The following is a 25,795-nucleotide window of genomic DNA, read 5'->3' as shown; positions in this document are numbered from 1 at the left end:
TGGTTATTTATAGCTCCTAATGCTAATTTGTAAAATCGATAAAATTCAGGTACTATAAAACAGATATTTTAACAAACTGGACTTTGTTAAATTTAATGTGAAATAATGCGTTTATAGAATCTATGACTCTGAACGTATAATTTTGCCGATAAATTATTAACCAAGCCATGAAATTAAAAGAGGGTTTTAATGATGCTACTTCGCTATAAAAAAACATTTGAGAAAATTTCAATGGGACTACTTTCCTTTATGCCCCACGAAAAAGATGTAAAAAAACTTTTAGAAACAATTCATGAGTATGAGACAAATCCATCATGGCATTTGTTTCTTTGGAAGAAAGAGGACGATTTAGTAGGGTTAATAGGGGTGCGGATGGAAGATACTGAAGCAGTTATACAACACATTTCGGTCAATCCTTCCCATCGCGGAGAAGGACTTGGAAAAGAAATGTTGCTAAAACTGCCAACTGTCCTACAAACAACCTCTATAAAGCCATCAGAGGATGTTGAATCATTTTATACTAAATGCCAAACAAAAAAAGAAGGAGAATGACTTGGAACCTTATAAGTCATCTCTCTTTTTTTTCTCTCTATCCCGTTCCTCCAGTATTTCAGAACGATCTCGAAGCATATGTTTATGAATAAGAAAATGTAAATCATCGTTCATTTCTAAATCGAGGTTATTAACTAACGTTTGTAAAGTAGGATTGGTTACCTCAATGTAGAATGTTTGGAAGTCTTGACTACTAGTCATTAATTCAAGTGCGAGATTCATATTTTCTGTTAACTTTTGGTAGTTGATGTTCTCAAAGAAAGGAGAGTTCTTTGTTTCATCCATTCTTTTTAAACTTGTTTTCATCGTTTTAATCGCTCCACTAAAATTCCCGCGACGCCAGTGATACATAGAAGTTGCTAACAAGATTAAAGCAGTCAATGCGTGTTTTTTATGTCTTGGGGAAACTTCCTTCCAATAGTCTTCCAATAACTCATGACACTCAAAATAATCGAAGGTTTCATTGAAATGTTTTAGAAATGACACAAAACTAGTATGAAATGTAGGGTGCAATGCAATCACCTTTCCTCTATAATAATGTTAAAAATCGATATTAGGTGGAGTTTTATGTCTTATGAAGTAAAAACAGATGCGTTTGAAGGCCCTCTAGATTTATTATTACATTTAATAAATCGTTTGGAAATAGATATATACGATATTAAAATGGCAGAAATCACAGAACAGTATATGGATCATGTTCACGCCATGCGAGTACTAGAACTCAATGAAGCCAGTGAATACTTAGTAATGGCAGCAACCTTACTATCTATTAAAAGTAAAATGTTATTACCAATTCACCAAGACGATGATATGGACGATGCTTTCGATGTGGATTTAGCAGATCCTAGGGATGAACTAGTACAAAGATTAATAGAATATAAGAAGTATAAAGAAGCGGCAGAAAACTTGCATGAGATGGAGGAAACCCGTTCACTCTATTATTCTAGACCACCAACCGATTTAAGTGAATACCAAACTAGTAAACAAATTGAATTACTCGAACTAGACGCAAATGTGTACGATATGCTTGGTGCTTTTCAAAAAATGTTACGTAGGAAACAACTAAACGCACCTCTTAATACGAGAGTAAGTAAGCAAGATATATCCATTAAAGCTCAGATGAAAAATGTCATTGACGTATTAAGAAAAGGTGGAGGGAAACTATCATTTTATGATTTGTTTCCAACTAGAGATAAACAAACGATTGTCACTACTTTTTTGTCCCTACTGGAATTGATGAAACGCCAGATTATTTCAGTGGAGCAAAAAAGTAATTTTGATGATTTGTTTGTACAGTTGCGAAAGGGAGATATCGAAAGTGAATTCCAAGATGAAATTGATGAGTAATTTAGAAAGCCTATTATTTGTAAGTGGTGAGGATGGGCTAACTAAAAAACAATTAGCATTTTTAACAAGTTCCAAAGAAGAGGAAATAGAAGAGATACTCCATGAAATGATGCAAGAATACAAACTGAATAGCAGTAGAGGTATTGAGATAAAGCAATTAGCAGGAACTTATCAGTTAGTAACAAAACAACAAAATATAGAAATTATCCAAAGGCTAGTAGAAAATCCTACACCGCAGTCATTGTCTCAGGCATCTCTTGAAGTGCTAGCTATTATTGCTTATAAGCAACCTATTACAAGAGTGGAAATGGAGGAAATTCGGGGAGTTAAGTCGGAGCGACCAATTCATACTCTTTCTGCTAAAGGTCTTATACAAGAGGTAGGTAGGGCAGATGGGACGGGTCGAGCTATTTTATATGGAACGACCAATGAATTTCTACAGTACTTTGGATTAGAAGATATTAAAGCACTTCCACCGCTTCCAGAAGACTTATCTGTTGATGAAATGGAAGACACAGATTTGTTTATGACAAAATTTCAAGAGACATTTGAAGGGTAGAAATAATTGAATGAGGAGTATGGTTCATTTATAAAAAATTAGGATTATTTTTGTTGCTGTTTCTTTTGTGGAATGTGAATGAGGCAAAGGCTTCATCTTCTTATGTTGTTATTGATGCAAGTACAGGAAGACTATTAGAAGGTAGCAATGCTAACGCAGAGCTTCCTATTGCGAGTCTAACTAAAGTATGGACTGCTTTAACGGTGTTGGATAATGTTCCGCTAGATGATGAGATAACCATCTCCAATGCTGCGGCAACTCAAGAGGGATCCTCCCTATATCTACAAGCAGGAGAGGTTTGGACGGTGGAATCCTTATTGTATGGATTGCTGTTACATTCAGGAAATGATGCAGCTTATGCGCTTGCTGAGCATACAGGTGGCTCAATAGACGGGTTTACTAAGTTGATGAATGAAAAGATACAGTTGGCTGGGTTAGAAAATGCTCATTTTACTAATCCTTCAGGACTTCATCATGAGGAACACTATGCTTCTGCATTAGATATGGCTAATATGTTTCGCTTGGCAATGCAAAATGAAGAATTTATAAAAATTGCTTCTGCTAAAACTTATAAACCAAAGGAAAAATCTGTCTCATGGAGAAATAAGCACAAATTATTACACTACAATAAATTTGCTATTGCCGGAAAAACAGGTTATACAAAAGTAGCTGGGAGAACACTTGTGACTTATTTTGAAGACGATGGAAAAAAAGTGATCGTTGTAACATTAAACCATTCGAATGATTGGAATACGCACTCTTCTCTTGCGACAAATGTTTTTCAGTCATATGACAATGTGAAAGTTGTAGAAAAAGGAAAGTATCGCTTGTTGGATAAACAGGTTATAGAAGTTAAGAAAGATTATTTCCTTTTACTAAAAAAAGAAGAACAAGAGGAAGCCAAAAATGTGTTAATCATTCCACGTAAATCTTCAGAGAAAAAACCTTATCTTTGGAATGTTACGATAAATAATGAGGTCGCATTAAAATTTGAAGTAAAGAAAATTAAATAAATTCTAAAGAAGACAGTTATTACAAAAGACTGTCTTCTTTTAATTTCCCCCAAAGTATGACATAATTCAGTCATATGAATTGGATAGAATGGACGAGGTGAATGTATTGGAAAGATTACAAAAAGTGCTCGCACATGCAGGTGTGGCATCAAGAAGAAAAGCAGAAGAAATGATTACGCAAGGAAAAGTGAAAGTGAATGGTAAAGTAGTCACGGAGCAAGGGTTAAAAGTGTCTGACAATGATGTAGTGGAAGTAGAAGGGGTAAAATTAGAAAAAGAGCAAAAAGTATACTATCTACTTTATAAACCTCGTGGAGTGATTTCTGCAGTATCAGATGATAAAGGCAGAAAAACAGTGACGGACTTATTACCTAATGTAAAAGAACGTTTGTATCCTGTTGGAAGACTGGACTATGAAACGTCAGGAGTGCTACTTTTAACGAATGATGGCGATTTTTCATATGCGCTTACACATCCAAAATATAAAGTAGATAAAACATATGTAGCTCGTATAAAAGGGATACCTTTGAAGGAACAATTACGTCCATTAGAGCGTGGAATCGTTTTAGAAGACGGGAAAACAGCTCCTGCTAAAGTTAAGTTATTATCCTCTGAGCGTAAAGCGGATAAATCAATTGTAGAGATCACTATACATGAAGGGAAAAACCGTCAAGTACGTAGAATGTTCGATGCAATAGGTTTTCCTGTTCAAAAACTAAAAAGAGAACAATTTGGTTTCTTAGGGCTTCATGGCTTAAATGCTGGCGAGTGGAGAGAATTGACTAATCATGAAGTGAAGAAAATGAGAGTGTTAGCAGAGACGGGAAAAATAGGTAAATAAATTTTGAGTGTTCACAAAGCCTTCATAAGTAAGGCTCTTTTAAATTGTAAATTTTGTTATAATTATTCATGATTATGCTTGGAAATGGAGGTTAGCAAATTGGCTCAATCTAAAAAGCAAAGATTTTATATGAGAACCGCTATATTAGCAGTACTCGTCGTAGCTATAGTTTTTACCGTATACTCCAACCTAAATAAAGAGAAAAATGCTGTATTGCAAGTAGGAGATAAAGCTCCGGACTTTGTTTTAGTAGATATGGATGGTACGGAAAGACGTTTGTCTGATTATAAAGGACAAGGCGTGTTTTTGAATTTCTGGGGTACATGGTGTAAGCCTTGTGCAAAAGAGATGCCGGCGATGGACAACCAATACGCAGAATTTACTGATAAAGGTGTTCAAACACTGGCCATTAATATTGGTGAATCAGATCTTAAGGTAAATAGCTTTTTAAATCGATATGGTTTAACTTTCCCTATAGCAATTGATCGCAATAAAAGTGTAATGGAATCATATAATATTGATCCACTACCAACAACATTTTTGGTCAATCCCGAAGGTAAAATTGAAAAAATTATAAAAGGCGAAATGACTGAAGAAGATATTGCGAATTTTATGGATCAAATTAAACCTTCATGAAGGAGTCTTTAAAAATGGACAAGATAGTTTGTACATGTGGAAACGTGAATCCAGCTGGTACAGAATTATGTGAGAGCTGTGGTCGTCCATTAAATGATGAGACAAAAGAAAAAAAAATTGTAGATATGCGCTATGAAGGATCTGCAAGACGGTCTCAAACGTATAATAAGACGATAATTGATAAAGTATGGAATTTCTTTTCCAGTGTAAAAGTAGGTATGTGGATAATTGTTGCTATTTTAGTTGCAGCCGCGATTGGAACGATACTTCCACAAGTATTTTATGTGCCTGCAACAAATGAAACGGATATAGCAGCATATTATGAGCGAATTTATGGCACATTTGGAACGCTATATTATCAGCTTGGCTTATCGGACTTATATAGCTCTTGGTGGTTCCAGGGATTGGTAGGTATGCTAGGGATTTCCTTAGTTATCGCAAGTTTAGACAGAGTCATACCACTATATAAATCTCTAAAAAAACAAAAGACAAAAAGGCATATCAGTTTCTTAAAACGACAACGTGTTTATGGTATTGGTAAAGCTGATGTTTCAGAAGAGTCTCTACTTAAAGCGGAAGAAAAGCTTAAAGAGCTTAAATACAATGTGAAACGTGAAGGTAATGCTATATTGGCTGAACGTGGACGGTTTTCACGTTGGGGGCCATACGTAAACCATTTAGGACTTATCATATTCCTTTTTGGTGTAATGCTACGTGCACTTCCTGGTTTCTATGTGGATGAAACGATGTGGTTACGTGAAGGAGAAACACTTTATGTACCTGAAACCCATGGATACTTTTTAGAGAGTAAAGAATTTATTTATGAGACATACTCGAAAGAAGAATCCAAAGAAGTTTATGGTGAAGCGATTGATCGAGTGGGTACAATTGCAAAGAACTATCAAACAGATGTAGCTTTGTATAAGGGTCCTGAAGGCGCTGTTGCAGGTCATACAGAAGATTTAACATTTGAAAAAGAAGCTTCTATTCAAGTAAATAAACCAATTAAATTCGATAACTTTTCGGTGTTCCAAATGGACTTCCGATTGGATGAGTTAGCAACGATGACTTTCCAGTTACAGGATAAACAAACACAACAATCTTTTGGAGAATTTACAATCGATCTAGCTGATCCACAACCCATTTATGAACTAAATGATGGTTATAAAGTTGAAGTAATGGACTATTATGCAGACTTTACTGGATTTGAAGAAGGGGTTCCGCAATCTCAATCACCGCTTCCTAATAACCCAGCATTTCTAATCAAAATGTATAGCCCTGAATTTCCTAAAGGGGAAACAAGTTTTGTCATGATTAAAGAGACAGTAGAACCTTTAGGGGAAAACCAACATAAAATTGCATTCCAAAGTGTTGAGACAAGAGACGTATCTGGTTTAACAGTTCGTAAGGATTTAACACTTCCACTTCTTGCACTTGGAGGCCTTATCTTCATGATTGGTGTAGCACAAGGGGCTTACTGGAATCACCGTCGAATTTGGATTCAGTTATTAGAAGATGGACAAACGGTTATTGCCGCGCATACAAACAAAAACTGGTTGAGTGTTAAGAGAGATTTGGACAAGGTTACAGATGTAGCTCATCTTCCAAAATATCTAGATCAGCAAGATATAGATTCTTTAGAAGAAAAAGTGGATAAAGTGGAAGGAGTTTAACATAATGGATATGGCATCCTTAAGTAGTACATTATTATTTATAGCTTTTGTAGCATATCTTATTGCTACGTTTTTATTTGGAGGAGCAGTAAAATCTTCAAATACTCAAACTACCAAGTCCTTTGATAGATGGGGCAAATTAGCGATTACCGTTACCATTTTAGGATTTATCGCTAATATTGGTTATTTTATCACTAGATGGATTGCTGCAGGACATGCTCCTGTAAGTAATCTATTTGAATTTACTACTGCATTTGGGATGATGGTTGTAGGAGCATTTATTCTTATATACTTTATATATAAAACACCTGCTCTAGGATTGTTTGCTTTACCTATTGCCGTGTTAATCATTGCTTATGCAAGCATGTTCCCAACAGAAATTACACCTTTAATACCAGCTTTGAAAAGTTACTGGCTGACTATTCATGTAATTACTGCCGCAATGGGTGAGGCAATTTTAGCAATAAGTGCAGTAGCAGGATTTATATACTTGTTGAAAAATATTGACCTGACAAAAAAATCCAAAGAACGCTTTTGGATTGAGGCAGTTATGTATGTTTTAGTACTTGTTGTAGGATTTGTTGTTTCCACGCTGTCATTTTCACTTGCGGATTACAGTGCAGAGTACTCATATATAAGTAAAGATGAAACAGAGCATAATATTGAGTATACAATGCCAGCGCTTTTTGGTATGAATGAGTCAGTAGCGATTACAGAAGGTGCATTAGATCCACTTATTGAAATGCCACCACTAGTAAATGCTAAAAAATTAACTACTGTGGTATGGTCGATTCTAATCGGTTCTGTAATCTATTTATTACTTCGTTTAATATTACGTAAGCGTCTTGCAACTGTATTACAACCACTTACGAAAAAGTCTAATTCTCAATTGATGGATGAAATTGGTTATCGTTCCGTATTAATTGGATTCCCTGTGTTTACACTTGGGGCCTTAATATTTGCTATGATATGGGCACATGAAGCGTGGTCGCGTTTCTGGGGCTGGGATCCAAAAGAAGTATGGGCACTTATCACTTTCTTATTTTATGCAGTGTTCTTACATCTTCGCTTATCAAAAGGTTGGGAAGGTAAGAAGTCTGCTTGGATCGCTTTAATCGGATTCATCATAATTATGTTTAACTTGATTGCAGTAAATCTAATTTTAGCAGGATTACATTCATACGCTTAAAAAAGTGTAAGCTTTTATAAATGCTAACTAGACAGAAACGAAACAGAATGTGTGTACTTGTGGAAAGCTCTTTACTCTTTATATAACAAGGGGGGAAGGGCTTTTCTTTCATTTTGGATACAGTAATTGTACAATGTAAAGTAGATGTTGATAGAAAGGTTTGATAAAACTATGTCTGAAACAATTAAACTTCTAGTAGTTGAGGATGAAGAACGTATTCGTCGTCTTTTGAAAATGTATTTAGAGCGAGAAGGTTACGAAGTAGAAGAAGCTGAAAATGGGGAAGTCGCATTAAAGTTAGCCTTAGAATATGATTATAATTGTATCCTTTTAGATATAATGATGCCTGAAAAAGATGGTATAGAAGTGATGACAGAACTACGTGTTCATAAAGAAACTCCTATTATATTATTGACAGCTAAAGGGGAAGAAGCTAATCGCGTAGAAGGTTTTGAACTAGGAGCAGACGATTATATAGTGAAACCGTTTAGCCCTAGAGAAGTAGTGTTACGAGTAAAAGCTTTGTTAAAACGTTCTACTGCATTTGCACCTTCACAAGGATCGTCTATTTCTAAAGAAATAGTAGTTTTTCCACACCTTACAATAGATCATGATGCTCATAGAGTAACTGCAGATGGTGTAGAGGTAGGTTTAACTCCTAAGGAATATGAATTACTTTACTTCTTAGCAAAAGCACCAGACAAAGTATTTGATCGCGAGCAATTATTAAAAGAAGTTTGGCATTATGATTTCTTCGGTGATTTAAGAACAGTTGACACTCATGTAAAACGGTTGCGTGAAAAGTTAAACAGAGTTTCCGAAAAGTCTGCTAAAATGATTGTAACTGTATGGGGTGTTGGGTATAAATTTGAGGTTATAAATGAATAGACTTTGGAATAGTGTTGTCGGGAAGCTATGGGGAACCATATTGCTTCTCGTCTTATTTGTGTTATTTATTGTAACCGTTTTATTACTTGAATTTTTAGGAGATTTCCATACAGAACAAGCAGAGGACACCCTTCGCAAAGAAGCAGTGACCATAGGGAAAATAGTTGAGCAACATGAAAATGTAGAAGATTCGTTTGAAATAATCCGAGATATATTAGGTACAGAAACGAATACATTAATTGTACGTAATTCTGAGTCCATTTTTTTGTCTATCCATGAGGGCCTCAACAAAGAGGTAGTACAGGAAAAGATATTAGATGATAAGGACTTATCTAAAATATATACATCTAATGAACCAATCGTCAAAAAAATGCTAATGCCCGCTATAAATAGTGAGGATCGGATGGAAGATTATATTATTTTAGCCGCACCTTTAGAATCCAATAAAAATATCCATGGTGCTGTTTTTATCTATCAAAGTTTAGAGGTTGTCAGTAAAACGACAAATAGTACTACGAAAATTGTTTTCTTATCTGGATTTATCGCCTTACTTTTAACTACGATGTTCACATTCTTTTTAACTTCACGAATTACATTACCACTAAGATCTATGAGAGAAGCAGCAATCCAGTTGGCACAAGGTAATTTTGAGACAAAAGTTCCGTATCTTCAAAAAGATGAAATAGGAGAACTAGGAATCGCCTTTAACCAGATGGGTAAACAATTGAAGCATCATGTAGAAGTGATTAACCAAGAAAAGGAACAATTAGCAAGTATATTAACGTCTATGACAGATGCTGTTATTACTTTTGATACAAAATTTGAAGTTCAAGTTAAAAACCCTCAGGCAGATCTTCTATTGGATAAGTGGTATAAAAGTTTGGAAGCAACAGAAGATTCTAAACTTCCTGCTGAGCTCCAACACTTATTGGAATATGTGTTTGAAGTAAAAGAAGAGTTTGACGAAGAATTAGAGATTAAAGGATCCTATTTTGCAGCATCTATAAGCCTTTTATATTCAAGTGGAAATGTCGTGCGAGGAGCAGTAATCGTGCTTCGTGATATGACGGAACAACATCGTTTAGATAAAATGAGATCAGATTTTATCGCGAACGTATCCCATGAGTTAAGAACTCCAATTTCGATGCTTCATGGGTATTCAGAAGCAATAATCGATAATGTAGTGACCACGGAAGAAGACAAAAATGAAATGATGCGTATTATATATGATGAATCTAAGCGAATGGGAAGATTAGTAACCGAATTGTTAGATTTGGCACGCTTAGAGTCAGGATATCTTAGTATATATAAAGAGAACGTTCTAGTTGTTCCGACAATTGAAAGAATTACGCAAAAATTTGACCAGGCTGCTAAAGAAAAAGATATTGGCTTGTACTTTGAACATAACCTGACAGAAAACTTATCCATGCATCTGGATGAGGATCGTATGGAGCAAGTTCTAACCAATTTAATCGATAATGCACTTAGACATACTCCAGAAAATGGTTCTGTTACCGTACAATTGAGTATGACAAACGCACAGTTCGTTATAAAGGTTATCGACACAGGGTATGGGATTCCGAAAGAAGATCTTCCATATGTATTTGAACGTTTTTATAAAGCAGATAAAGCCAGAACAAGGGGAAAAAGTGGCACAGGCTTAGGATTGGCTATTGCTAAAAACATAGTAGAACGACATGATGGTGTGTTATCAGCGGAAAGCGAAATAGGGATAGGAACATCCTTTATCATTAAATTGCCAATAGAAGCTGTGTAACAAATACTTACTTGAAACGACTAATTGATAGAACGGGGGGAGCATATGAATGACTCCGTTTTCCACCGCTTGTATGATACCTATCATCAAGATGTTTTTCAGTTTCTCATATATTTGGTGAAAAATAGACAAACTGCGGAAGACTTGGTCCAAGAAGTATATGTACGAGTACTCAGAGCTTATAGTAGCTTCGAGGGGAAAAGTTCAGAAAAAACATGGCTATTCTCAATAGCCAAAAACATAGCAATTGACCATTTTAGAAAACAAGCTGTCCGGAAAAAGAGATTATTTGACTCATTTGACTGGGAAACGATGCAACTTGCATCTTCAGATATGCTACCGGAAGATTTAGTGCAGCTCAATGATGAGATGAGAACATTATTAGTTGCGTTGGATGATTGTACGGGAGATCAGAAAATGGTTATTATAATGCGGTATTTCCAGGAGCTTTCGATTGCAGAAACATCGGAAATCTTAAATTGGTCCGAAGGGAAAGTGAAGACAACGCAACATCGTGCAATAAAAGCACTTCGTGAGCGATTATCTGATAAGCAAAAGGAGGCAGATGTTCATCATGAGTGAGAAAAAAGCAGAAGACCGTGAATTAGATGAACTATTAAAAAAGATGCCCAAGTTTACAGATAAGCGCTCAAAAGAAGAAATTTACCAGCAGCTTAAGTCAAAAATAGAAACGCAAGAGAAATTTGAGCAACGTAAACGAATACAGGTGTCTATGAACAAATGGCTACCATTTATCATTTCTGTAGCATCTGTATTATTATTAACCGTACTCGTCTCTTCCTATATAAATAACAATGAGAGCTCCACAGCTGATACTGTCGAAGAATCGACCACAGCAGACGATCAAATGAGAACTCTAGAAGTACCAGAGGAATCCTCTATGGATGCTAAAGAAGAAGAATCTGTTGGTATGACAACTATGTCTGAAAAGTTAGCTCCTAGTGTAGAATTAGCCCCATTTGATAGGACTTTTACTTCTGTTTATGAGCAGGATTTAGGTGATGAAACGGTATTTCATTTTTCTCTATTGGAAAATGCGCTCACTGTACCAATCACGATTGTCATTCCTCAAGAGAAAATAGAAGCGGATTTTCCAAATATGGAACCTAGTAGCTTAGAATTATATAATCAGTATGCTTTGGAGATTGACGAAACTTCTCTTGGTTTCCAAGAATATCATCCTTACAAAGGCTACTTTATAGCAGAAGGTAAAATATTAAAACATTACTTACCAGCAGATCATGGCTACGATTCTGCACCTGGAACAGCTGTACCATACATCTCTTCAATCAATGAAGTCTTTACCGATTTTGATTCGTTCTTAAGAGTAAATGAGGACGGATCCCCAATCGAATGGGATCAAGTAGGGACTATAGATGAACCTTTGGTGTTAACTGGCACAGAGCAGAAGGTAAATTATTTTGCATATAAGGCTTTTAATCAGGAGACCTATTTAACACCAAACTTCAATAAAACTTTCAATACACTATTAGAAGCATTGCAGGGGATGAAAAATCCTGAAAATGAAATTTATACTTCTGTTATTCCGAATGATGTAACTTATTCAGTTAAGGAAGATAAGGGACTTGTTGTACATTTTGATGAGCCTTTAGATTTGGAATCACTAAATGCAAGTGAGGCATCCCGTTTGATAGAAGCTTTCTCGCTTACAGCTGCAAGCTTCAATCAAACTATCCGATTAGAGAATATCGTACAAGAAAAATGGAATGAAATAGATTTTTCTAGTCCACTTCCAGTTCCAGTGGGGCCAAATGGTTTTACTATGCAAACAATTCAATAATAAAAAATGCCAATGCTTATTAACTTAAGCTTGGCATTTTTGTTTTAAGATATATGTGATGGCATATACATTTGTGAAAATAGCCCATAATTAATCATCTTGCTAGTAAACTAGCGGATAGCCCAGCCCATACGAATTCAGCCCATAAGCGATCCGATACAGCCCTTAAACTTTATTATCGCCCATAACATAAATTTGCCTAGAATTCTCAGTTGCAAACAGGTCTGTTGCATATATTGTTTTAATTTGATAAAATGTTATTAATTCAAGATATATTCTTGGAGGACAACAAAATATTGATTCATCTTCGGGGCAGGGTGCAATTCCCGACCGGCGGTATTAGAAATTTATTTCTTCAGCCCGCGAACCTTAACAGGTTGATTTGGTTAAATTCCAAAGCCGACAGTATAGTCTGGATGGGAGAAGGTGAAGGTGCAGTCGTTTTTCGTATGCTTATACGGATACGCTTATTAAAGTGTACCTTGTTTCTCCCTTGAACTTCTATAAGTTCGAGGGATTTTTTAAGTATGCAAACGTTCTGAACCTTTCTTCTTGTGGAGTGAATCGCAAAAGGAGAGAGGATTTATGTTAAAAGGCAAAACGCGAATGCTTATTGCAGTCGCAATGCTGAGTAGTATTTCTTTTGTTTTAATGCTACTTGCATTTCCATTACCGGTTTTACCGGCTTATTTAAAGGTGGACTTTAGTGATATACCAGCATTAATCGCTGCAATTACAATGGGACCAGTTGCAGGAATTTTAGTCGCATTTTTAAAAAATGTGCTAGATTGGTTATTTGCAGGAAGTCCAACTGGTGTACCTGTTGGTCATATGGCTAACTTTGTAACTAGTATCTTGTTTATCACACCTGTGTATTTGATTTATCGCAAAGTTACTTCGTCCAAAGGCATTATGGCAGGACTCGGAGCAGGTACAGTCTCTATGGCTATTGGGATGAGTGTACTAAATTATTATGTGTTTTTACCAATGTACGCTTATTTCTTAAATTTCCCTATGGAAACAGGCACTGCTTTGTTTAATACGATCATTTTTGGTATATTACCATTTAATCTTATTAAAGGTATATTAGTAACGATCGTGATGATTGTTTTATTCAAACGAATGAAGCCATTGCTTGATAAAGTAACTAGTTCATATATGAAACCTAATACAAATTAACAAAAAGTTGTTTCTCCACTAGGAGGAACAACTTTTTTTGAAAGAAAATATACTTGGTTCATGGAGCTGAAAAGAAAGAATGATAATACTGATTTTCGCTTCAGGCGGACGCTTTCCGCGGGCTTGCGCTACAATCAAATAAACGAGTAGTACCCAACAAGAAGATTTAACATAGCTTATCGCTTAAGTCAGAAGGGTGGTAAAATCTTAGAAATGGAAAAATTATTTGTATTCACTTTTGAATTAAATGTTATTCTCCATTGATAGATGAAGAAGGTAGATTTCTCGTACATTAGTGGAAATAAAGAGAAATAGTAAGTGTTGCCAAAATAAAGAAGTAAACGAGTGAGCGAACTTGCATCTTCGGGCTCGCACGATGCGGGTCAGGCAGTCGTTGCGACAGGATGTCGCGTACTTAGACTGTCATCCATCACCTCTAAGAATAAGAAAGTATCTTATCTCTAGTTATCTAAAAACGCCCTTACCTGTTTCTAAATGTTGTAGAAGGGGGAGACAGTCAAACGATAGTAATAAGTCTGTCCAAAGCCATGCGAAAACAATTGAAACGGATATTGACCGACCTAGCGTCTATTTGTCTGATATTATTAGAATGAAAAATGGTGATTATGACAAAGTCACAACCACCATTCCATATACTATTCGTATTTCAGTGCGTCGCCTTCGAATGATTCATCTGCGACTTTAATAGAATCAGTAGGACAGCCTTCAAAAGCGTCTTCCATATCTTCCATTAGTTCTTCTGGAACTTCTGTTGTACCCATGTTATTATCTAAAATAACGAAGGCAATACCTTCATCATCATAGTCATAAATATCTGGGGCAGCGGCTCCACATGCTCCGCACGCTATACATGTATCTTTATCTACAATTGTATATTTTGCCATTATTATATTCTCTCCTTTATAACTACTAACACGAATATGCTATCGTATTCATTCTAAAGATGTTTTCCCTATATTTCAACCAAAATACTTCAGAAAAGAGAGGTATTCCTATGCATTTTCATCAAATATTACTATTTATTATACATAAGTTATCCGGACAACGTTCTGAGAATGCTCCTTATTATTTATTAAAAGGTAAAAAATCAGGACAAACTATTCAAGATGTGACATATTTTCAACTTCATGCTTTTTTCTCTATTCTTCCACAATTATCGAAGGAAGACTATGATATTGGAATTAATGAGTTGCATAACCGTGATCTAATTCAGGTAGAGGAATCACTCGTCTATATTACAGAAAAAGGAATAGCTACAGTAGGGGAAGGTAAAGAGTTTCTATTCAATGGCTGGGAATACAGAGGAAGGGAACAATTATTTTGGGAAAGATTAGACTTAGTGATCCAAACTTTGTCCCAGTTCCAAGCAAAAGAGAAAAAATTTGTGCCAAACCAAAAGGATATGGCTATTCAGAATTTCGTCAAAGACTTCCTCATTCAACATAACTTTCGTGAATTTAACTTGAGTAATGATCTAAAGCAAGAGATATTCCGATTGCTTGAAAATCCTTTGTTAAATGATTTACACAGGACATTATTTGTTTATCGACTTAGTGGATATAACAAAACTGGCTTGACTTGGGAACAATTGTCTCGTTACTATGATTTAACTGATATGAACGCAAAGATAAATTTCTTAGAGTGCTTACATAATATATTGGACAATATTGATATAAATACTAGTCCTTTGTTGTTTTCTTTAGCAAAAGGTATTCATCTAGACACTCCTCTCACAGATTCTGCTTTTAAAACGAATAGCCTTTTTGAAAAAGGGTATACAATGGAGGAAATAGCTAGAATAAGAAAGTTAAAGATTAACACAATAGAAGATCATGTAATTGAAATAGTTTCATCCGATAAAAATTTCTCTGTTTCGGCATTTATATCGAGTGAGCAAGTTGAAAAGATTCTTCATTTATCCAAAGAGTTACATACGAAAAAGCTTACTGTGATAAAAAATAGATTACCCGAACTAACTTATTTTCAAGTACGTTTAGCACTAACAAAGGGAGAACAAATTCATGGATAAATTAAATGAAATTCTTCAGAAAAGATTTGGCCATGCTACTTTTCGTGCTGGTCAACAAGAAATAATTGAACAAATAATAGAAAAAAAAGATGTTATCGCAATACTTCCTACAGGAATGGGGAAATCACTTCTCTACCAACTACCTGCTTATCTGATGGAAGGTACTGTGGTTATTGTGTCACCTCTTTTGTCCCTTATGCAAGATCAAGTGGAACAATTGAAAATACTTGGTGAAAAAAGAGTTATTGCTATTAACTCCTTTTTATCTTTTCAGGAGAAGGAGATGGCTATTCGTCGATTAGCTGACTATAAATTCATATTTACTTCTCCCGAGATGCTGCAAAATGAACAATTTAACCTAGCACTTCGAAAACTTTCTATTGCTTATGTAGTGGCAGATGAAGCACATTGTATCTCACAATGGGGCTTTGATTTTAGACCAGATTATTTAAGGATTTCCACTTGGCTCCAATCAATTGGTTCGGTGAACGTTCTAGCCTTAACGGCTACTGCGACAGCCGAAGTGGTGGATGATATTAAAAAAACTCTACAAATGAATGCACCATTTGAATATATTCATTCACTTGATCGACCGGCTATAGCCTATGAAATGATAGAGGTAGATAACCAACAACAAAAAATGAAGTGGATACTAGGCAGAGTCACCTCCACAGAGGGACCAGGAATAATTTATACACAGTCTCGTAAAAAGACAGAGACATATGCAGCAGCACTGCGAGAACAAGGAATTTCAGTTGGATTTTATCATGCTAAAATGGAACAAAGTGATAGAATATTAATCCAGCAGCAATTTCAGCAAGGGCAACTAGAGTGGATCTGTGCGACAAATGCATTTGGAATGGGTATACACAAAGATAATATAAGACAAATTATTCATGATCATATTCCAACTTCGATTGCGGGGTACATGCAAGAGGTTGGAAGGGCAGCGAGAGATGGAAAACAAGCAATCGCTTCTCTTTTGTATACTCCAACGGATGTGGAGCAAACTTTTTACGTTACGATGCAAGACTTCCCTGAGGAACAAGATATTCAAATTGCCTACCAATCTTCTTATTCTGATATCGAACAAGCAGAAACAACGACCCGAATTCTTACTTACTGGAAAGAACGTTTAAACGAACATGAAACAATTGAATTATTTAAGGATATAAAACAAAAAAAGTGGCAGGATATACAAAAATTTTATACCATGATACGAAATGATATATGTATAAGACAACAACTACTTCATTATTTTGACCAAAGATTGATAGAGAAACCGTACTATTGTTGTTCCAAATGTAAGATGGAAGCTGCGAATATTTTACAAAAACGAACAGAGGAAAAGAATAGTCAAGAAGAATTAAATTGGAAAAAAAGGTTAAATATCCTCCTTCCTACATAATACATTTGATAAGTTTACTTTTTCTACAATATTCGTCATAATAGAAGTAGAAATGATGGCAGAAATGGAGTTTGAGTAAAATGAACCAAGATGATTACCAAAAAAAAATCGACGAACATCGACAATCCATAGGACAAGATGACGATTCTAATAACATGCGAAGAAGTAGAAGTTTAAATAAGAAACCCAAGAAGAAATCTAAAAACCTATTAATTCCTACCGTATTTTGTGTTTTCATATTAATACCAGTTAGTATATTTATCTATGTACAATTTTTCTATCAAGCCGATCCAAACAAGGCGGAAGTAGTGAAAAATGATGCGATACATGTTGAAACACAATCAATTAATAACGGAACAAAAAAAGACGAAACAAAAGAAGAAGTGACTCCAACAGAACCTGTTACTCCTGAAACAACGGAGCAGCAAGCAGAAAAGCCTGCAGAAGTAGTCAAAGAGGAGCCAAAAAAGGTAGTTGTGGAAGAGCCTAAGAAAGAACCAGCGGCGGTGGAGAAAACGGAACCTACCGAAGTTGCTAGTTCTAGAACGCATATCGTAAAGGAAAATGAAACACTATATCGGATAGCGGTCAATTATTATAAGGATGGAAATGCTGTCGAAAAGATAAAGTCTGCTAATGGCCTGTCTTCAAATGAAATTTCAGTTGGTCAAAAGTTAGTACTACCTTAAACATAGAGAAAGAAGGATATTTCTTTTAAATGTTGAATATATAAAGTATATCCTAAGTTGGAAGAGGTGCTAAAATGTTTGTAAAAAGTGTTATGATCCCAAAAGAAAAATGTGTAACAGTTCAAGTAGGTACAATAGTCTCATCGGCTCTTCGTCTACTTGAAGAAAAAGAAATGGATGCTTTACCTATTTTAGATAATGGGAAATATGTTGGTATGTTCAACAAATATCTTTTATATAAAGCTCATTTTTATAGTAAATTGGATAAAGAAGCTTTCATGGAGCAAACGAAAGTTACGGATATTATGACAAACGAAGATGTTTTTGTTGGTTACGAGGATGTTTTCGAAAACGCAATGATTAAGCTTCATGATTTCCCAGTCCTTGCTGTTGTTGAGGAAGGGAAGTTCCTTGGATTAGTTACACGCTATGATGCAGTAGAACAGTTTAAAAGTGCATTTGGTATGAATAGTAAAGGAACGCGTATTACATTCACCTCGGTGGAATCAGAAGGACGGATTCAAAAAATGACAGATGTCCTTCATAAATACCATGCCTCTGTTATTTCAATCGTAACTTTTGATGAGACCGATAAATTATTTAGACGCATTGTTTTAAAGATTGAAAATGATTCAAAAATGGATCGAATTTTAGCTGATTTAGAAAAGTCAGGTTTCCGTGTACTACACATTGATAAAGAAGAGTAGAATGATCAATTGCACAAGTGCAGGGCAGGGGAATTTCCCTGTCCTTTTCCATGTTGTTTGGGGGTATAGAATTGGTTGTATGGATTATTAGTGTTTTGTTGTCTATCGTAATTTTGCTTTTCTTATATATGTTATTTTTAGCTTTTCAAACTAACGTTCATACCCATTCTTTGTATATCAATGAGTGGACAAAAGATATTCAATTTCGTGTCTTTTTCATATCAGATATTCACAGAAGAAAAATAAGTGATAAGCTAATTCAAAGCCTCATCGGTAAAGTAGATATAGTTGTAATAGGTGGAGATTTGACGGAAAGAGGCGTTCCTTTAGAAAGAACAAATGAAAATATTAAGCAGCTTGCTAAGCTTGGAAATACTTGTTACGTATTTGGGAATAATGACAGAGAAGTTGGTGCGCAGAACTTAAGTGATATCTTAGAAGCACATGCTGTTTATATATTGGAAAATCGGTCTGTTGAGTTTGAAAAAGATAAATTTTCCTTACGCATTGTTGGGATTAACGATGGTTTCGAAGGGAATGTAAAAATGTATGAGGCTTTCAAGGATGTTAAAGAATCCGATGTCATCGTTTTTGTCACCCATGCTCCAGCCTATTTCAATAATGCTAAAAAAATAAGTAAGCCACATCTTCTGTTAGCTGGTCATCTGCATGGCGGCCAAATACGCTTTGGACCATTTGGAATTTATGAAAAAGGAAGCTATAGAGAAAAAGAAAATAGTGCTGAACTCATTAGCAATGGTTATGGCACAACGGCAGTTCCACTTCGACTTGGAGCGAAATCTGAATGCCATCTCATTACCATTAGTGGAAGACATTAAGTGAATAAAAGAAAGGAAGTTTTTTGGGTGTATCAACAAGTAGATGTATTAATAGTAGGGGGAGGTCCTTGTGGGTTATCAGCTGCTATTTCTACACAAAATATTGGACTAAAAACCATCGTAATTGAAAAGGGAAATGTTGTAGAGGCTATTTATAATTATCCTACACATCAGACCTTTTTTAGCACAAGTGAAAAATTATCAATAGGTGATGTTCCATTCATAGTAGAAGAGAGAAAACCAAAACGAAATCAAGCTTTGGTTTACTACCGAGAAGTAGCAAAACTTAAAAACATTGATGTTCATAAATACGAACAAGTTCTAAAAGTAGAGAAACAAGAAAATAATTTTTTAGTATATACATCTAAAGAAACTTATTTGGCAACGTATGTAGTCATTGCAACTGGCTATTATGATCATCCAAATTATATGAACATACCAGGCGAGGAATTAGCAAAAGTTCGTCATTATTTCAAAGAGGGGCATCCCTACTTTGGATTAGATATATTAGTAATAGGTGGGAAAAATTCTGCGATAGATGCAGCCTTAGAACTGAACAAAGCAGGAGCCAATGTTACAGTAGCATATAGAGGAAATGAGTATTCACCAAGTATAAAACCTTGGGTACTTCCAGAGTTTGATGGTCTTGTAAGAAATAAGGAAGTACAAATGCACTTTAATACAGAAGTAATAGAAATAGGGGCATCTGAGGTAACGCTAAAGAGTAGTCAAACAGGCGAGTTTCAAATACCGAATGACTTTGTATTTGCAATGACTGGGTATCATCCTGATCATGCATTTATAAGGGAAATGGGTGTGGATATTGACGAAGTTACAGGTAGACCATCCTTTGATGCAGAAACAATGGAAACAAATGTAGAAGGAATTTTCATAGCAGGTGTTATTGCTGCAGGGAATAACGCAAATGAAATTTTCATTGAAAATGGACGATTCCATGGGGATCAGATTGCAAACGAAATTAAAAGAAAAAATAATAAGCAAACTGACTAACCCAAAAATCAAAATCATCCATCCGCAAGTATCAGTACATTAAGAGCGAGTATTCAGCAATTGAACGTAAGTAAAAGACGTCTCTCTCCAAATCCCTATAAACACTATTAACCAACATAAAAAAGGTAGCATGACGTAAACTCAGTTACGTCAGCTACTCTTTTTTTATCTTCCTAAAACACAACTCAAAAAATATACTCAATCGCTTTTAGCGGATCAGGATGGTTCAGTGCAATTAGTAAAGCAAGGCGAGCTTTTTGTCCATTTAATCCTTGCGCAAAAATCACACCTGCATCTTTAAGACCTTTTCCGCCACCTTTATAACCATACACATCTTGCGCAATCCCATTAAAGCATCTGGAAACTAATACAATCGGAATCCCTTTATTTAATGTTTCTTCTATCACAGAGACAAGGCGAGGGGGTACATTTCCTTGCCCTAAACCTTCCAATACTATTCCATCATATCCAAGATCAATCGATGCTTGTAGCAAGTCTGGCTCCATTCCTGCATACACTTTAAACAATGCAACTTTTTTATCGATATGCTCAATTGGAAAAACAAGACGATGATTGGGAGAATGGTGAAAATGTACTATTGATTTAGATATAAATCCTATTGGACCATATTGCGGACTCTGAAAAGTACTAACATTGCTAGCGTGAGTCTTCGTCACATTTTCTGCAGTATGTATTTCATCGTTTAATACCACTAGTACACCTTTCATTTTTGCATCATCCGAAGAAGCCACTTGTATCGCTGATAACAAGTTATATAGCCCGTCAGCTCCTATCTCATTGGATGAACGCATGGCACCTGTAAGTACAATGGGAATGTCCGTATCTACTGTGAGATCCAAAAAGTAGGCAGTCTCTTCTAATGTATCTGTACCATGTGTAATAACAACCCCATCAATATTGTCCGATAAAATATATTGGTCAATAAGCTGTTTTAGCTCCATCATCTCGATAGGTGTTATATGAGGAGAAGGGAGATTAAAAGCATCTATTTCCACAATATTAGCTAATGATCTAAGTTTTTCTGCCTCGATTAAAAGTGGATTTTGATCTGCTGGTACAACAGCTCCTGTTTCTGCATGTACTTGCATGGATATCGTACCACCTGTGTGAATTAATAAAATAGTTTTCATAGTGAGTAAGTACCTCCCAAAATTTGCGTATTTAAGGTATAATAGTAATAATGAAATGGAAGGAGTAAGTTTATGTTTATACTACTTTCCGTTGCAATAGCCCCTGCTTTAGCACTGTTAAGCTATTTTTACTTGCGAAAAGAAATTTCTGCAGAACCCTCCAGATTATTGTTACATACATTTATATATGGCGCCATATTAACGTTTCCAATTTTATTTATTCAACATGTTCTTCAAGAGGAACAGATCTTTTCTTCTCTATTTATCCATCAAGCTATTGTAACGAGTGCACTAGAAGAGTTTTTTAAATGGCTAGTTCTAATTGTCGCTATCTACAAACATGTGGAATTCGATGATCCCTATGATGGCATATTATATGGTGCTAGCGTAGCACTAGGTTTTGCGACTGTGGAAAATATACTATATTTATTGAACTTTGGTATGGATGAAGCTATCTTACGTGCAATTCTACCTGTTTCCAGTCATGCGCTATTTGGTGTTTTAATGGGATATTATATCGGTAGAGCGAAATTTACTACTTTAACTAAATCTCGTTATGAAATATTGTTTGCATTAATAGCACCGCTATTCTTACATACTATTTATAATAGTATATTAAGTATTACAGGACTAGAGCTTTTATTGATGGTACCATTCATGTTGTTTTTGTGGTTGTTTAGTTTATCCAAAGTTAAAAAAGCTCATGTTCTATCTCGTAGAAAAAGATATGCAAATCATGAATATTATGTAGAAGAAAAAGTCTAGCAAATGCTAGACTTTTTTTGTATAATTTGGCGCATCTTACTCCATGCTAAGAAAAAAGGAGAGATGTCGTTTGAAACAACTAAAGTACATCCTGATCAGTTTACTATTTTGTACATTCAGTTATTCGTTTATCAGTGAGCAACCAACTACCCAGGCTTTTTCTGCTCAGACATTAGAACGAGGTGCCTATGGAGACGACGTTATTGAACTCCAGGCAAGATTACAGTATATCGGATTTTATAAGAGTGACATAGATGGCAAGTTTGGTTATAGTACCTACTGGGCATTAAGGAATTTCCAGGAAAAATACGGTCTGCCGATAGATGGACTATTAGGACAAGACACTAAGAAAAAACTTGTAGGTGTTTCGGATTACGATAAAAAATTTGTACACGATCAAATAAATAAAGGAAATAGTTTTACGTATTACGGTGGGATTGATTTAGATAAACAAGTAAAAAACAAAAAAGAAGAAAGTACAAATATGCAATTGCCACCACAATATTCGGAAAAAGATTTGAAATTGATTGCAAATGCTGTATATGGAGAGTCGCGTGGAGAGCCTTATGAAGGACAAGTGGCAGTTGCTGCGGTAATTCTAAATCGTGTTGAACATCCTGAATTTCCAAATACAGTTTCGGAAGTAATCTTTCAACCTTTAGCCTTCACTGCAGTAGCGGATGGACAGATTTGGCTTGAGCCAAATGAACGGGCTAAGGAAGCAGTATTAGATGCACTCAACGGTTGGGATCCTACTGAAAATGCTATTTATTACTTTAATCCGAAAACAGCAACTAGTAAGTGGATTTGGAGCCGACCACAAATTAAAACAATTGGACAGCATATATTCTGTTCATAAGGAGATAAAATGAAAAAAACTATATGGGTTATCGTGTCTTCTGTTGCTGTAGTCTTCCTTGTGTATCATTTCTCTGTTCAGTCTCAAAATAATAGGCTTGAGAATGCATTAGCAGTACAATATTCAAATCAATTGACCTCAGCTTCAGAGAAATTGACGAAGCTAACAGAATCCGTAGATCAGACAATGCTGTTTACCGATAAGGAAGCATTAGAGCAGCCTTTAGATGATGTGTGGAGGATTTCCTCGGATATAAGAACTTCGATAAGTGCATTGCCGATAAATAACGAAACATCTGCTATATGGATGAATTATCTAAACAGATTAGGAAATGGTGCTGCACAGGTCAAAGATGGCAAGGTTCCTATTGAAGAATGGCAAAAAAATATGGCTGGTGCTAGAGAAAACTTGCAGGAACTTTCAAATCAGTGGGCATTTACAAACAAAGACGGTGGGAGTAAGGATTATATTGTTAAAGCATTTGTTCAGAACAAATTAGATCAAAATGGCGAAAAGAGTTGGAAGTCGCTAGGTAACTCAGTGAAAGCTTATACAGAAAGCGATTTCCCAATGACTGCAAGTGAGGCAGATCAACAAAAGAAAAAAGATTTACAGCATATTAAAGACGCCGATATTACATCAGCGGAAGCAAAAGAAAAGTTCTTTAAATTGTTTCCAGAATTTAAGGATGCAAAGATTCACATAACGGAAAGCTCACAGGATGCCCCTTATCCTTTTTACCATATCCAATTTCATGAAGGTATTCGTATAGGATACGCAGATTTGACTAAAAAAGGCGGACATTTACTATCCTTTTTAATGGAAAGACCTTTTGAAAAGACGACTATAACTGTGCAGCAGATGAAAGACAAGTCCGCTGAGTATATGAAAAATTTCGGATTTACTGATACGGAAATGGTTGAATATCGTGAAAATTCAATTGCTTGGCATTTATCATTTGCAAGAAAAGCGCAGGATAACGATGCTTTAATTTATGCAGATGGAATCCAATTAAAGATTGCGAAGGATAATGGAGAATTGCTTGGCTTAAATGCGATGGAATACATTCAAAAAGAAAAAATTGATAAACAAAAAATAGTACCAATCGATAAAGCAGAGCTTTTTTCAAGTAACTTTTCGGTAGAAGAAGAGCGATTAGCATATGTGGAAAATAAACAGCTACAACAACGTTTGGCCTATCAATTGATAGCTGTAAACGAGTCTATTGGCACATATAAAATTTATATTGATACTGAAAACCACGAAATTTTACATGCAGAAAAACTTCCGTAGAGCTTTTTTCTATAGAATTATATCCATTTCAGTGTCATAATAGAAAATATATTATGACACTAAAAGAGGATTGCCTATGAAAATCAAACTTGGTACACAATTAATATTAGAGCCAACCTTTACGGATAAAACGGAAAAATATCAATGTAAAGTTGTGGATTTAGATGATCAATTTATATATATCGACTATCCCATGGATACACTTTCCAATAGAACAGTTTTCCTAATGGATGGTATGCAGCTTAGAGCGAGCTTTGTAGAAGAATCTAAAGCCGTTTATGCATTTCAAACAGAGGTCCTAGGTAAAAAGTCTAAACAAATACCGATGATTAAGCTTGCATTACCGCCGGATTCGGAATTTTTGCGAATTCAGCGAAGAGATTTCGTCCGTGTTAATACTTCTATTGATATATCCGTTCAATTCGAAGAGGAAAGATACCAATTTGTCACAGATGATGTAAGCGCTGGAGGAACAGCAATTATTTTAAACACGCCAGTAAATTTTAAAGCAGGTGATGAAGTCTCTTTGTTAATTCCATTGTTGTTTAATAATGGAGATATTAAATACGTCTCCACACTAGCACAAGTGATTAGAATATGGGATAAAGGTTCTTTAACCATCGCTTCTTTACATTTTACGGATACAGATGACTTAGACAAACAACAAATTGTAAGATTCTGTTTTGAACGTCAACTATTGATCCGAAAGAAAACAATGAGTTAAATCAAAATAGAGGTTACCCAGAAGTTAAACTTTTGGGTAACCTCTTCAAATTTGAAGGAAAAAACAAGTTATATTTTAGAAGCTTGCTTTTTCCTCATTAATGCTGTTCTATGATAAAATGTATAGGAATAGAGTGGAGGCAAATAAAGTGAAAAAACAAATACAAATAGCCATAGATGGCCCAGCAGCAGCAGGTAAGAGTACGATAGCAAAAAAAACCGCAGAGTTATTAGGTTATACATATGTAGACACAGGTGCAATGTACAGGGCAATCACGTATAAAGCATTACAACAAAACATAGATTTGCTAGATGAAGATAAATTAACTGCTTTATTAAAAGAAACTATAATTGAGTTAAAGCCTTCTCCAGAGGGTCAATTAGTATTTCTTGACCAAGTGGCTGTTACGGACGAAATTCGTTCTAAAGAAGTAACATCTTCTGTATCGGCTGTTGCTGCACATGCAACGTTACGGGAAGAAATGGTTAAGAGACAAATGCAAATGGGTAAAAACGGTAGCATCGTGATGGATGGTAGAGATATAGGTACCCATGTATTAAAAGATGCTGAGCTGAAGATATTTATGAGCGCCAGTGTAGAAGAAAGAGCGAATAGAAGATATTTAGAAAACCAAAATAGAGGAATTGAAACAAACTTAGAAGAACTTAAACAAGAGATTGCTTTACGAGACAAGCTAGATAGTGAAAGACAAGCATCGCCATTGATCCAGGCAGAAGATGCTATTTATATAGATACAACATTATTAACAGTTGATGAAGTATCAAATAAAATTATGCAACTAGCAAAAGAAAGGATGTCTTAA

General features: G+C 35.4%; 27 protein-coding genes and 1 riboswitch. Of the genes, 24 read left to right on the top strand and 3 right to left on the bottom strand.

The features are described from left to right. Window positions 1-192 precede the first annotated feature (192 nt). Window positions 193-552, top strand: coding sequence for a GNAT family N-acetyltransferase (locus BM260_RS02895; protein ID WP_093535697.1), 360 nt, complete (start codon window positions 193-195; stop codon window positions 550-552). 9 nt (window positions 553-561) lie between these two features. Here the strand turns inward: BM260_RS02895 and BM260_RS02890 are convergent, their stop codons facing one another. Further along, window positions 562-1,038, bottom strand: a complete 477-nt coding sequence (locus tag BM260_RS02890; RefSeq protein ID WP_175496171.1) for a DUF309 domain-containing protein — start codon at window positions 1,036-1,038, stop codon at window positions 562-564. 81 nt (window positions 1,039-1,119) lie between these two features. Here BM260_RS02890 and BM260_RS02885 point away from each other — a divergent pair, with 81 nt between their 5' ends. The 12 genes from BM260_RS02885 to BM260_RS02830 all read left to right on the top strand — a co-directional run bounded on the left by BM260_RS02885 (window position 1,120) and on the right by BM260_RS02830 (window position 13,476). Then, the gene (locus BM260_RS02885) at window positions 1,120-1,899 is read left to right on the top strand and encodes a segregation/condensation protein A (RefSeq protein ID WP_093534819.1); all 780 of its coding nucleotides are present in this window, start codon (window positions 1,120-1,122) and stop codon (window positions 1,897-1,899) included. Then, a complete protein-coding gene (gene scpB / locus BM260_RS02880; protein ID WP_093535695.1) occupies window positions 1,892-2,458 on the top strand; it encodes an SMC-Scp complex subunit ScpB in 567 nt (188 codons plus the stop codon). The genes BM260_RS02885 and scpB overlap by 8 nt, the downstream gene beginning before the upstream one ends. A 53-nt stretch (window positions 2,459-2,511) precedes the next feature. Further along, the gene (locus tag BM260_RS02875; RefSeq protein WP_175496170.1) at window positions 2,512-3,471 is read left to right on the top strand and encodes a D-alanyl-D-alanine carboxypeptidase family protein; all 960 of its coding nucleotides are present in this window, start codon (window positions 2,512-2,514) and stop codon (window positions 3,469-3,471) included. Window positions 3,472-3,577: 106 nt separating this feature from the next. Continuing rightward, window positions 3,578-4,312, top strand: a complete 735-nt coding sequence (locus BM260_RS02870; RefSeq protein ID WP_093534815.1) for a pseudouridine synthase — start codon at window positions 3,578-3,580, stop codon at window positions 4,310-4,312. Window positions 4,313-4,411: 99 nt separating this feature from the next. Beyond that, entirely contained in the window at window positions 4,412-4,948 is a 537-nt protein-coding gene (gene resA, locus BM260_RS02865; RefSeq protein WP_245762618.1) for a thiol-disulfide oxidoreductase ResA, read from the top strand. A gap of 14 nt (window positions 4,949-4,962) precedes the next feature. Further along, window positions 4,963-6,621, top strand: a complete 1,659-nt coding sequence (gene resB / locus BM260_RS02860; protein ID WP_093534811.1) for a cytochrome c biogenesis protein ResB — start codon at window positions 4,963-4,965, stop codon at window positions 6,619-6,621. Between the two features lie 4 nt (window positions 6,622-6,625). Further along, entirely contained in the window at window positions 6,626-7,810 is a 1,185-nt protein-coding gene (gene ccsB, locus BM260_RS02855) for a c-type cytochrome biogenesis protein CcsB (protein WP_093534809.1), read from the top strand. A 171-nt stretch (window positions 7,811-7,981) separates the two neighbouring features. Then, window positions 7,982-8,698, top strand: coding sequence for a response regulator transcription factor (locus BM260_RS02850; protein ID WP_093534807.1), 717 nt, complete (start codon window positions 7,982-7,984; stop codon window positions 8,696-8,698). Further along, window positions 8,691-10,475 carry an ATP-binding protein gene (locus BM260_RS02845; protein ID WP_093534805.1) on the top strand — a complete coding sequence of 595 codons (1,785 nt, stop codon included), beginning with the start codon at window positions 8,691-8,693 and terminating at the stop codon, window positions 10,473-10,475. Before BM260_RS02850 ends, BM260_RS02845 begins: the two co-directional genes overlap by 8 nt. Before the next feature lie 45 nt (window positions 10,476-10,520). Beyond that, window positions 10,521-11,057, top strand: a complete 537-nt coding sequence (gene sigX, locus BM260_RS02840; RefSeq protein ID WP_093534803.1) for an RNA polymerase sigma factor SigX — start codon at window positions 10,521-10,523, stop codon at window positions 11,055-11,057. Continuing rightward, the gene (locus BM260_RS02835; protein ID WP_093534801.1) at window positions 11,050-12,297 is read left to right on the top strand and encodes a hypothetical protein; all 1,248 of its coding nucleotides are present in this window, start codon (window positions 11,050-11,052) and stop codon (window positions 12,295-12,297) included. Before sigX ends, BM260_RS02835 begins: the two co-directional genes overlap by 8 nt. Before the next feature lie 299 nt (window positions 12,298-12,596). Beyond that, a riboswitch (FMN riboswitch) is annotated at window positions 12,597-12,729 on the top strand. A 153-nt stretch (window positions 12,730-12,882) separates the two neighbouring features. Further along, entirely contained in the window at window positions 12,883-13,476 is a 594-nt protein-coding gene (locus BM260_RS02830) for an ECF transporter S component (RefSeq protein ID WP_093534799.1), read from the top strand. 656 nt (window positions 13,477-14,132) lie between these two features. Here BM260_RS02830 and BM260_RS02825 read toward each other — a convergent pair. Next, window positions 14,133-14,381 (bottom strand): ferredoxin, encoded by a 249-nt coding sequence (locus tag BM260_RS02825; protein WP_093534797.1) that lies wholly within the window; start codon window positions 14,379-14,381, stop codon window positions 14,133-14,135. A gap of 110 nt (window positions 14,382-14,491) precedes the next feature. Between BM260_RS02825 and BM260_RS02820 the strand changes: the two genes are divergently transcribed. The 6 genes from BM260_RS02820 to BM260_RS02795 all read left to right on the top strand — a co-directional run bounded on the left by BM260_RS02820 (window position 14,492) and on the right by BM260_RS02795 (window position 20,180). Continuing rightward, window positions 14,492-15,526 carry a helix-turn-helix domain-containing protein gene (locus BM260_RS02820; RefSeq protein WP_175496169.1) on the top strand — a complete coding sequence of 345 codons (1,035 nt, stop codon included), beginning with the start codon at window positions 14,492-14,494 and terminating at the stop codon, window positions 15,524-15,526. Then, window positions 15,519-16,934 (top strand): RecQ family ATP-dependent DNA helicase, encoded by a 1,416-nt coding sequence (locus BM260_RS02815; RefSeq protein ID WP_093534793.1) that lies wholly within the window; start codon window positions 15,519-15,521, stop codon window positions 16,932-16,934. The genes BM260_RS02820 and BM260_RS02815 overlap by 8 nt, the downstream gene beginning before the upstream one ends. Window positions 16,935-17,014: 80 nt before the next feature. Further along, window positions 17,015-17,623, top strand: coding sequence for a LysM peptidoglycan-binding domain-containing protein (locus BM260_RS02810; protein ID WP_093534791.1), 609 nt, complete (start codon window positions 17,015-17,017; stop codon window positions 17,621-17,623). A 74-nt stretch (window positions 17,624-17,697) separates the two neighbouring features. Then, window positions 17,698-18,330, top strand: a complete 633-nt coding sequence (locus BM260_RS02805; RefSeq protein ID WP_093534789.1) for a CBS domain-containing protein — start codon at window positions 17,698-17,700, stop codon at window positions 18,328-18,330. Between the two features lie 71 nt (window positions 18,331-18,401). Beyond that, window positions 18,402-19,169, top strand: coding sequence for a metallophosphoesterase (locus tag BM260_RS02800; RefSeq protein WP_175496168.1), 768 nt, complete (start codon window positions 18,402-18,404; stop codon window positions 19,167-19,169). Beyond that, entirely contained in the window at window positions 19,170-20,180 is a 1,011-nt protein-coding gene (locus BM260_RS02795; RefSeq protein ID WP_245762617.1) for a YpdA family putative bacillithiol disulfide reductase, read from the top strand. A 185-nt stretch (window positions 20,181-20,365) separates the two neighbouring features. On the opposite strand, the gene BM260_RS02790 is transcribed toward BM260_RS02795, so the two are convergent. Beyond that, complete coding sequence (locus tag BM260_RS02790) at window positions 20,366-21,331, bottom strand: asparaginase (RefSeq protein ID WP_093534785.1); 966 nt, start codon at window positions 21,329-21,331, stop codon at window positions 20,366-20,368. 72 nt (window positions 21,332-21,403) lie between these two features. Here BM260_RS02790 and prsW point away from each other — a divergent pair, with 72 nt between their 5' ends. The 5 genes from prsW to cmk all read left to right on the top strand — a co-directional run bounded on the left by prsW (window position 21,404) and on the right by cmk (window position 25,795). Next, a complete protein-coding gene (gene prsW / locus BM260_RS02785; protein ID WP_093534783.1) occupies window positions 21,404-22,096 on the top strand; it encodes a glutamic-type intramembrane protease PrsW in 693 nt (230 codons plus the stop codon). A 70-nt stretch (window positions 22,097-22,166) separates the two neighbouring features. Further along, the gene (gene sleB, locus BM260_RS02780; RefSeq protein ID WP_407691696.1) at window positions 22,167-22,955 is read left to right on the top strand and encodes a spore cortex-lytic enzyme; all 789 of its coding nucleotides are present in this window, start codon (window positions 22,167-22,169) and stop codon (window positions 22,953-22,955) included. Window positions 22,956-22,964: 9 nt separating this feature from the next. Then, window positions 22,965-24,248, top strand: a complete 1,284-nt coding sequence (locus BM260_RS02775) for a PepSY1/2 domain-containing protein (RefSeq protein WP_093534779.1) — start codon at window positions 22,965-22,967, stop codon at window positions 24,246-24,248. Window positions 24,249-24,324: 76 nt separating this feature from the next. Next, window positions 24,325-24,972: a flagellar brake protein gene (locus tag BM260_RS02770; RefSeq protein ID WP_093534777.1), complete on the top strand. Its 648-nt coding sequence runs from the start codon at window positions 24,325-24,327 to the stop codon at window positions 24,970-24,972. 148 nt (window positions 24,973-25,120) lie between these two features. Continuing rightward, window positions 25,121-25,795, top strand: a complete 675-nt coding sequence (gene cmk, locus BM260_RS02765) for a (d)CMP kinase (RefSeq protein WP_175496167.1) — start codon at window positions 25,121-25,123, stop codon at window positions 25,793-25,795.

Origin of the sequence: Psychrobacillus psychrotolerans (assembly GCF_900115805.1) — a bacterium.
Taxonomy (GTDB): domain Bacteria; phylum Bacillota; class Bacilli; order Bacillales_A; family Planococcaceae; genus Psychrobacillus; species Psychrobacillus psychrotolerans.
The sequence above is the reverse complement of the archived record's forward strand: the minus strand, read 5'-3'. Positions and strand labels throughout refer to the sequence as shown.

What these genes read in the sequence shown, in the direction of transcription:
- BM260_RS02810 (WP_093534791.1), top strand. Translation starts at nt 17,015, where the DNA reads ATGAACCAAGATGATTACCAAAAAAAAATCGACGAACATCGACAATCC.
- BM260_RS02845 (WP_093534805.1), top strand. Translation starts at nt 8,691, where the DNA reads ATGAATAGACTTTGGAATAGTGTTGTCGGGAAGCTATGGGGAACCATA.
- BM260_RS02770 (WP_093534777.1), top strand. Translation starts at nt 24,325, where the DNA reads ATGAAAATCAAACTTGGTACACAATTAATATTAGAGCCAACCTTTACG.
- BM260_RS02835 (WP_093534801.1), top strand. Translation starts at nt 11,050, where the DNA reads ATGAGTGAGAAAAAAGCAGAAGACCGTGAATTAGATGAACTATTAAAA.
- BM260_RS02790 (WP_093534785.1), bottom strand. Translation starts at nt 21,331, where the DNA reads ATGAAAACTATTTTATTAATTCACACAGGTGGTACGATATCCATGCAA.
- resB (WP_093534811.1), top strand. Translation starts at nt 4,963, where the DNA reads ATGGACAAGATAGTTTGTACATGTGGAAACGTGAATCCAGCTGGTACA.
- prsW (WP_093534783.1), top strand. Translation starts at nt 21,404, where the DNA reads ATGTTTATACTACTTTCCGTTGCAATAGCCCCTGCTTTAGCACTGTTA.
- BM260_RS02850 (WP_093534807.1), top strand. Translation starts at nt 7,982, where the DNA reads ATGTCTGAAACAATTAAACTTCTAGTAGTTGAGGATGAAGAACGTATT.
- sigX (WP_093534803.1), top strand. Translation starts at nt 10,521, where the DNA reads ATGAATGACTCCGTTTTCCACCGCTTGTATGATACCTATCATCAAGAT.
- ccsB (WP_093534809.1), top strand. Translation starts at nt 6,626, where the DNA reads ATGGATATGGCATCCTTAAGTAGTACATTATTATTTATAGCTTTTGTA.
- BM260_RS02895 (WP_093535697.1), top strand. Translation starts at nt 193, where the DNA reads ATGCTACTTCGCTATAAAAAAACATTTGAGAAAATTTCAATGGGACTA.
- BM260_RS02885 (WP_093534819.1), top strand. Translation starts at nt 1,120, where the DNA reads ATGTCTTATGAAGTAAAAACAGATGCGTTTGAAGGCCCTCTAGATTTA.
- BM260_RS02805 (WP_093534789.1), top strand. Translation starts at nt 17,698, where the DNA reads ATGTTTGTAAAAAGTGTTATGATCCCAAAAGAAAAATGTGTAACAGTT.
- BM260_RS02830 (WP_093534799.1), top strand. Translation starts at nt 12,883, where the DNA reads ATGTTAAAAGGCAAAACGCGAATGCTTATTGCAGTCGCAATGCTGAGT.
- BM260_RS02820 (WP_175496169.1), top strand. Translation starts at nt 14,492, where the DNA reads ATGCATTTTCATCAAATATTACTATTTATTATACATAAGTTATCCGGA.
- scpB (WP_093535695.1), top strand. Translation starts at nt 1,892, where the DNA reads ATGAGTAATTTAGAAAGCCTATTATTTGTAAGTGGTGAGGATGGGCTA.
- BM260_RS02815 (WP_093534793.1), top strand. Translation starts at nt 15,519, where the DNA reads ATGGATAAATTAAATGAAATTCTTCAGAAAAGATTTGGCCATGCTACT.
- BM260_RS02825 (WP_093534797.1), bottom strand. Translation starts at nt 14,381, where the DNA reads ATGGCAAAATATACAATTGTAGATAAAGATACATGTATAGCGTGCGGA.
- BM260_RS02775 (WP_093534779.1), top strand. Translation starts at nt 22,965, where the DNA reads ATGAAAAAAACTATATGGGTTATCGTGTCTTCTGTTGCTGTAGTCTTC.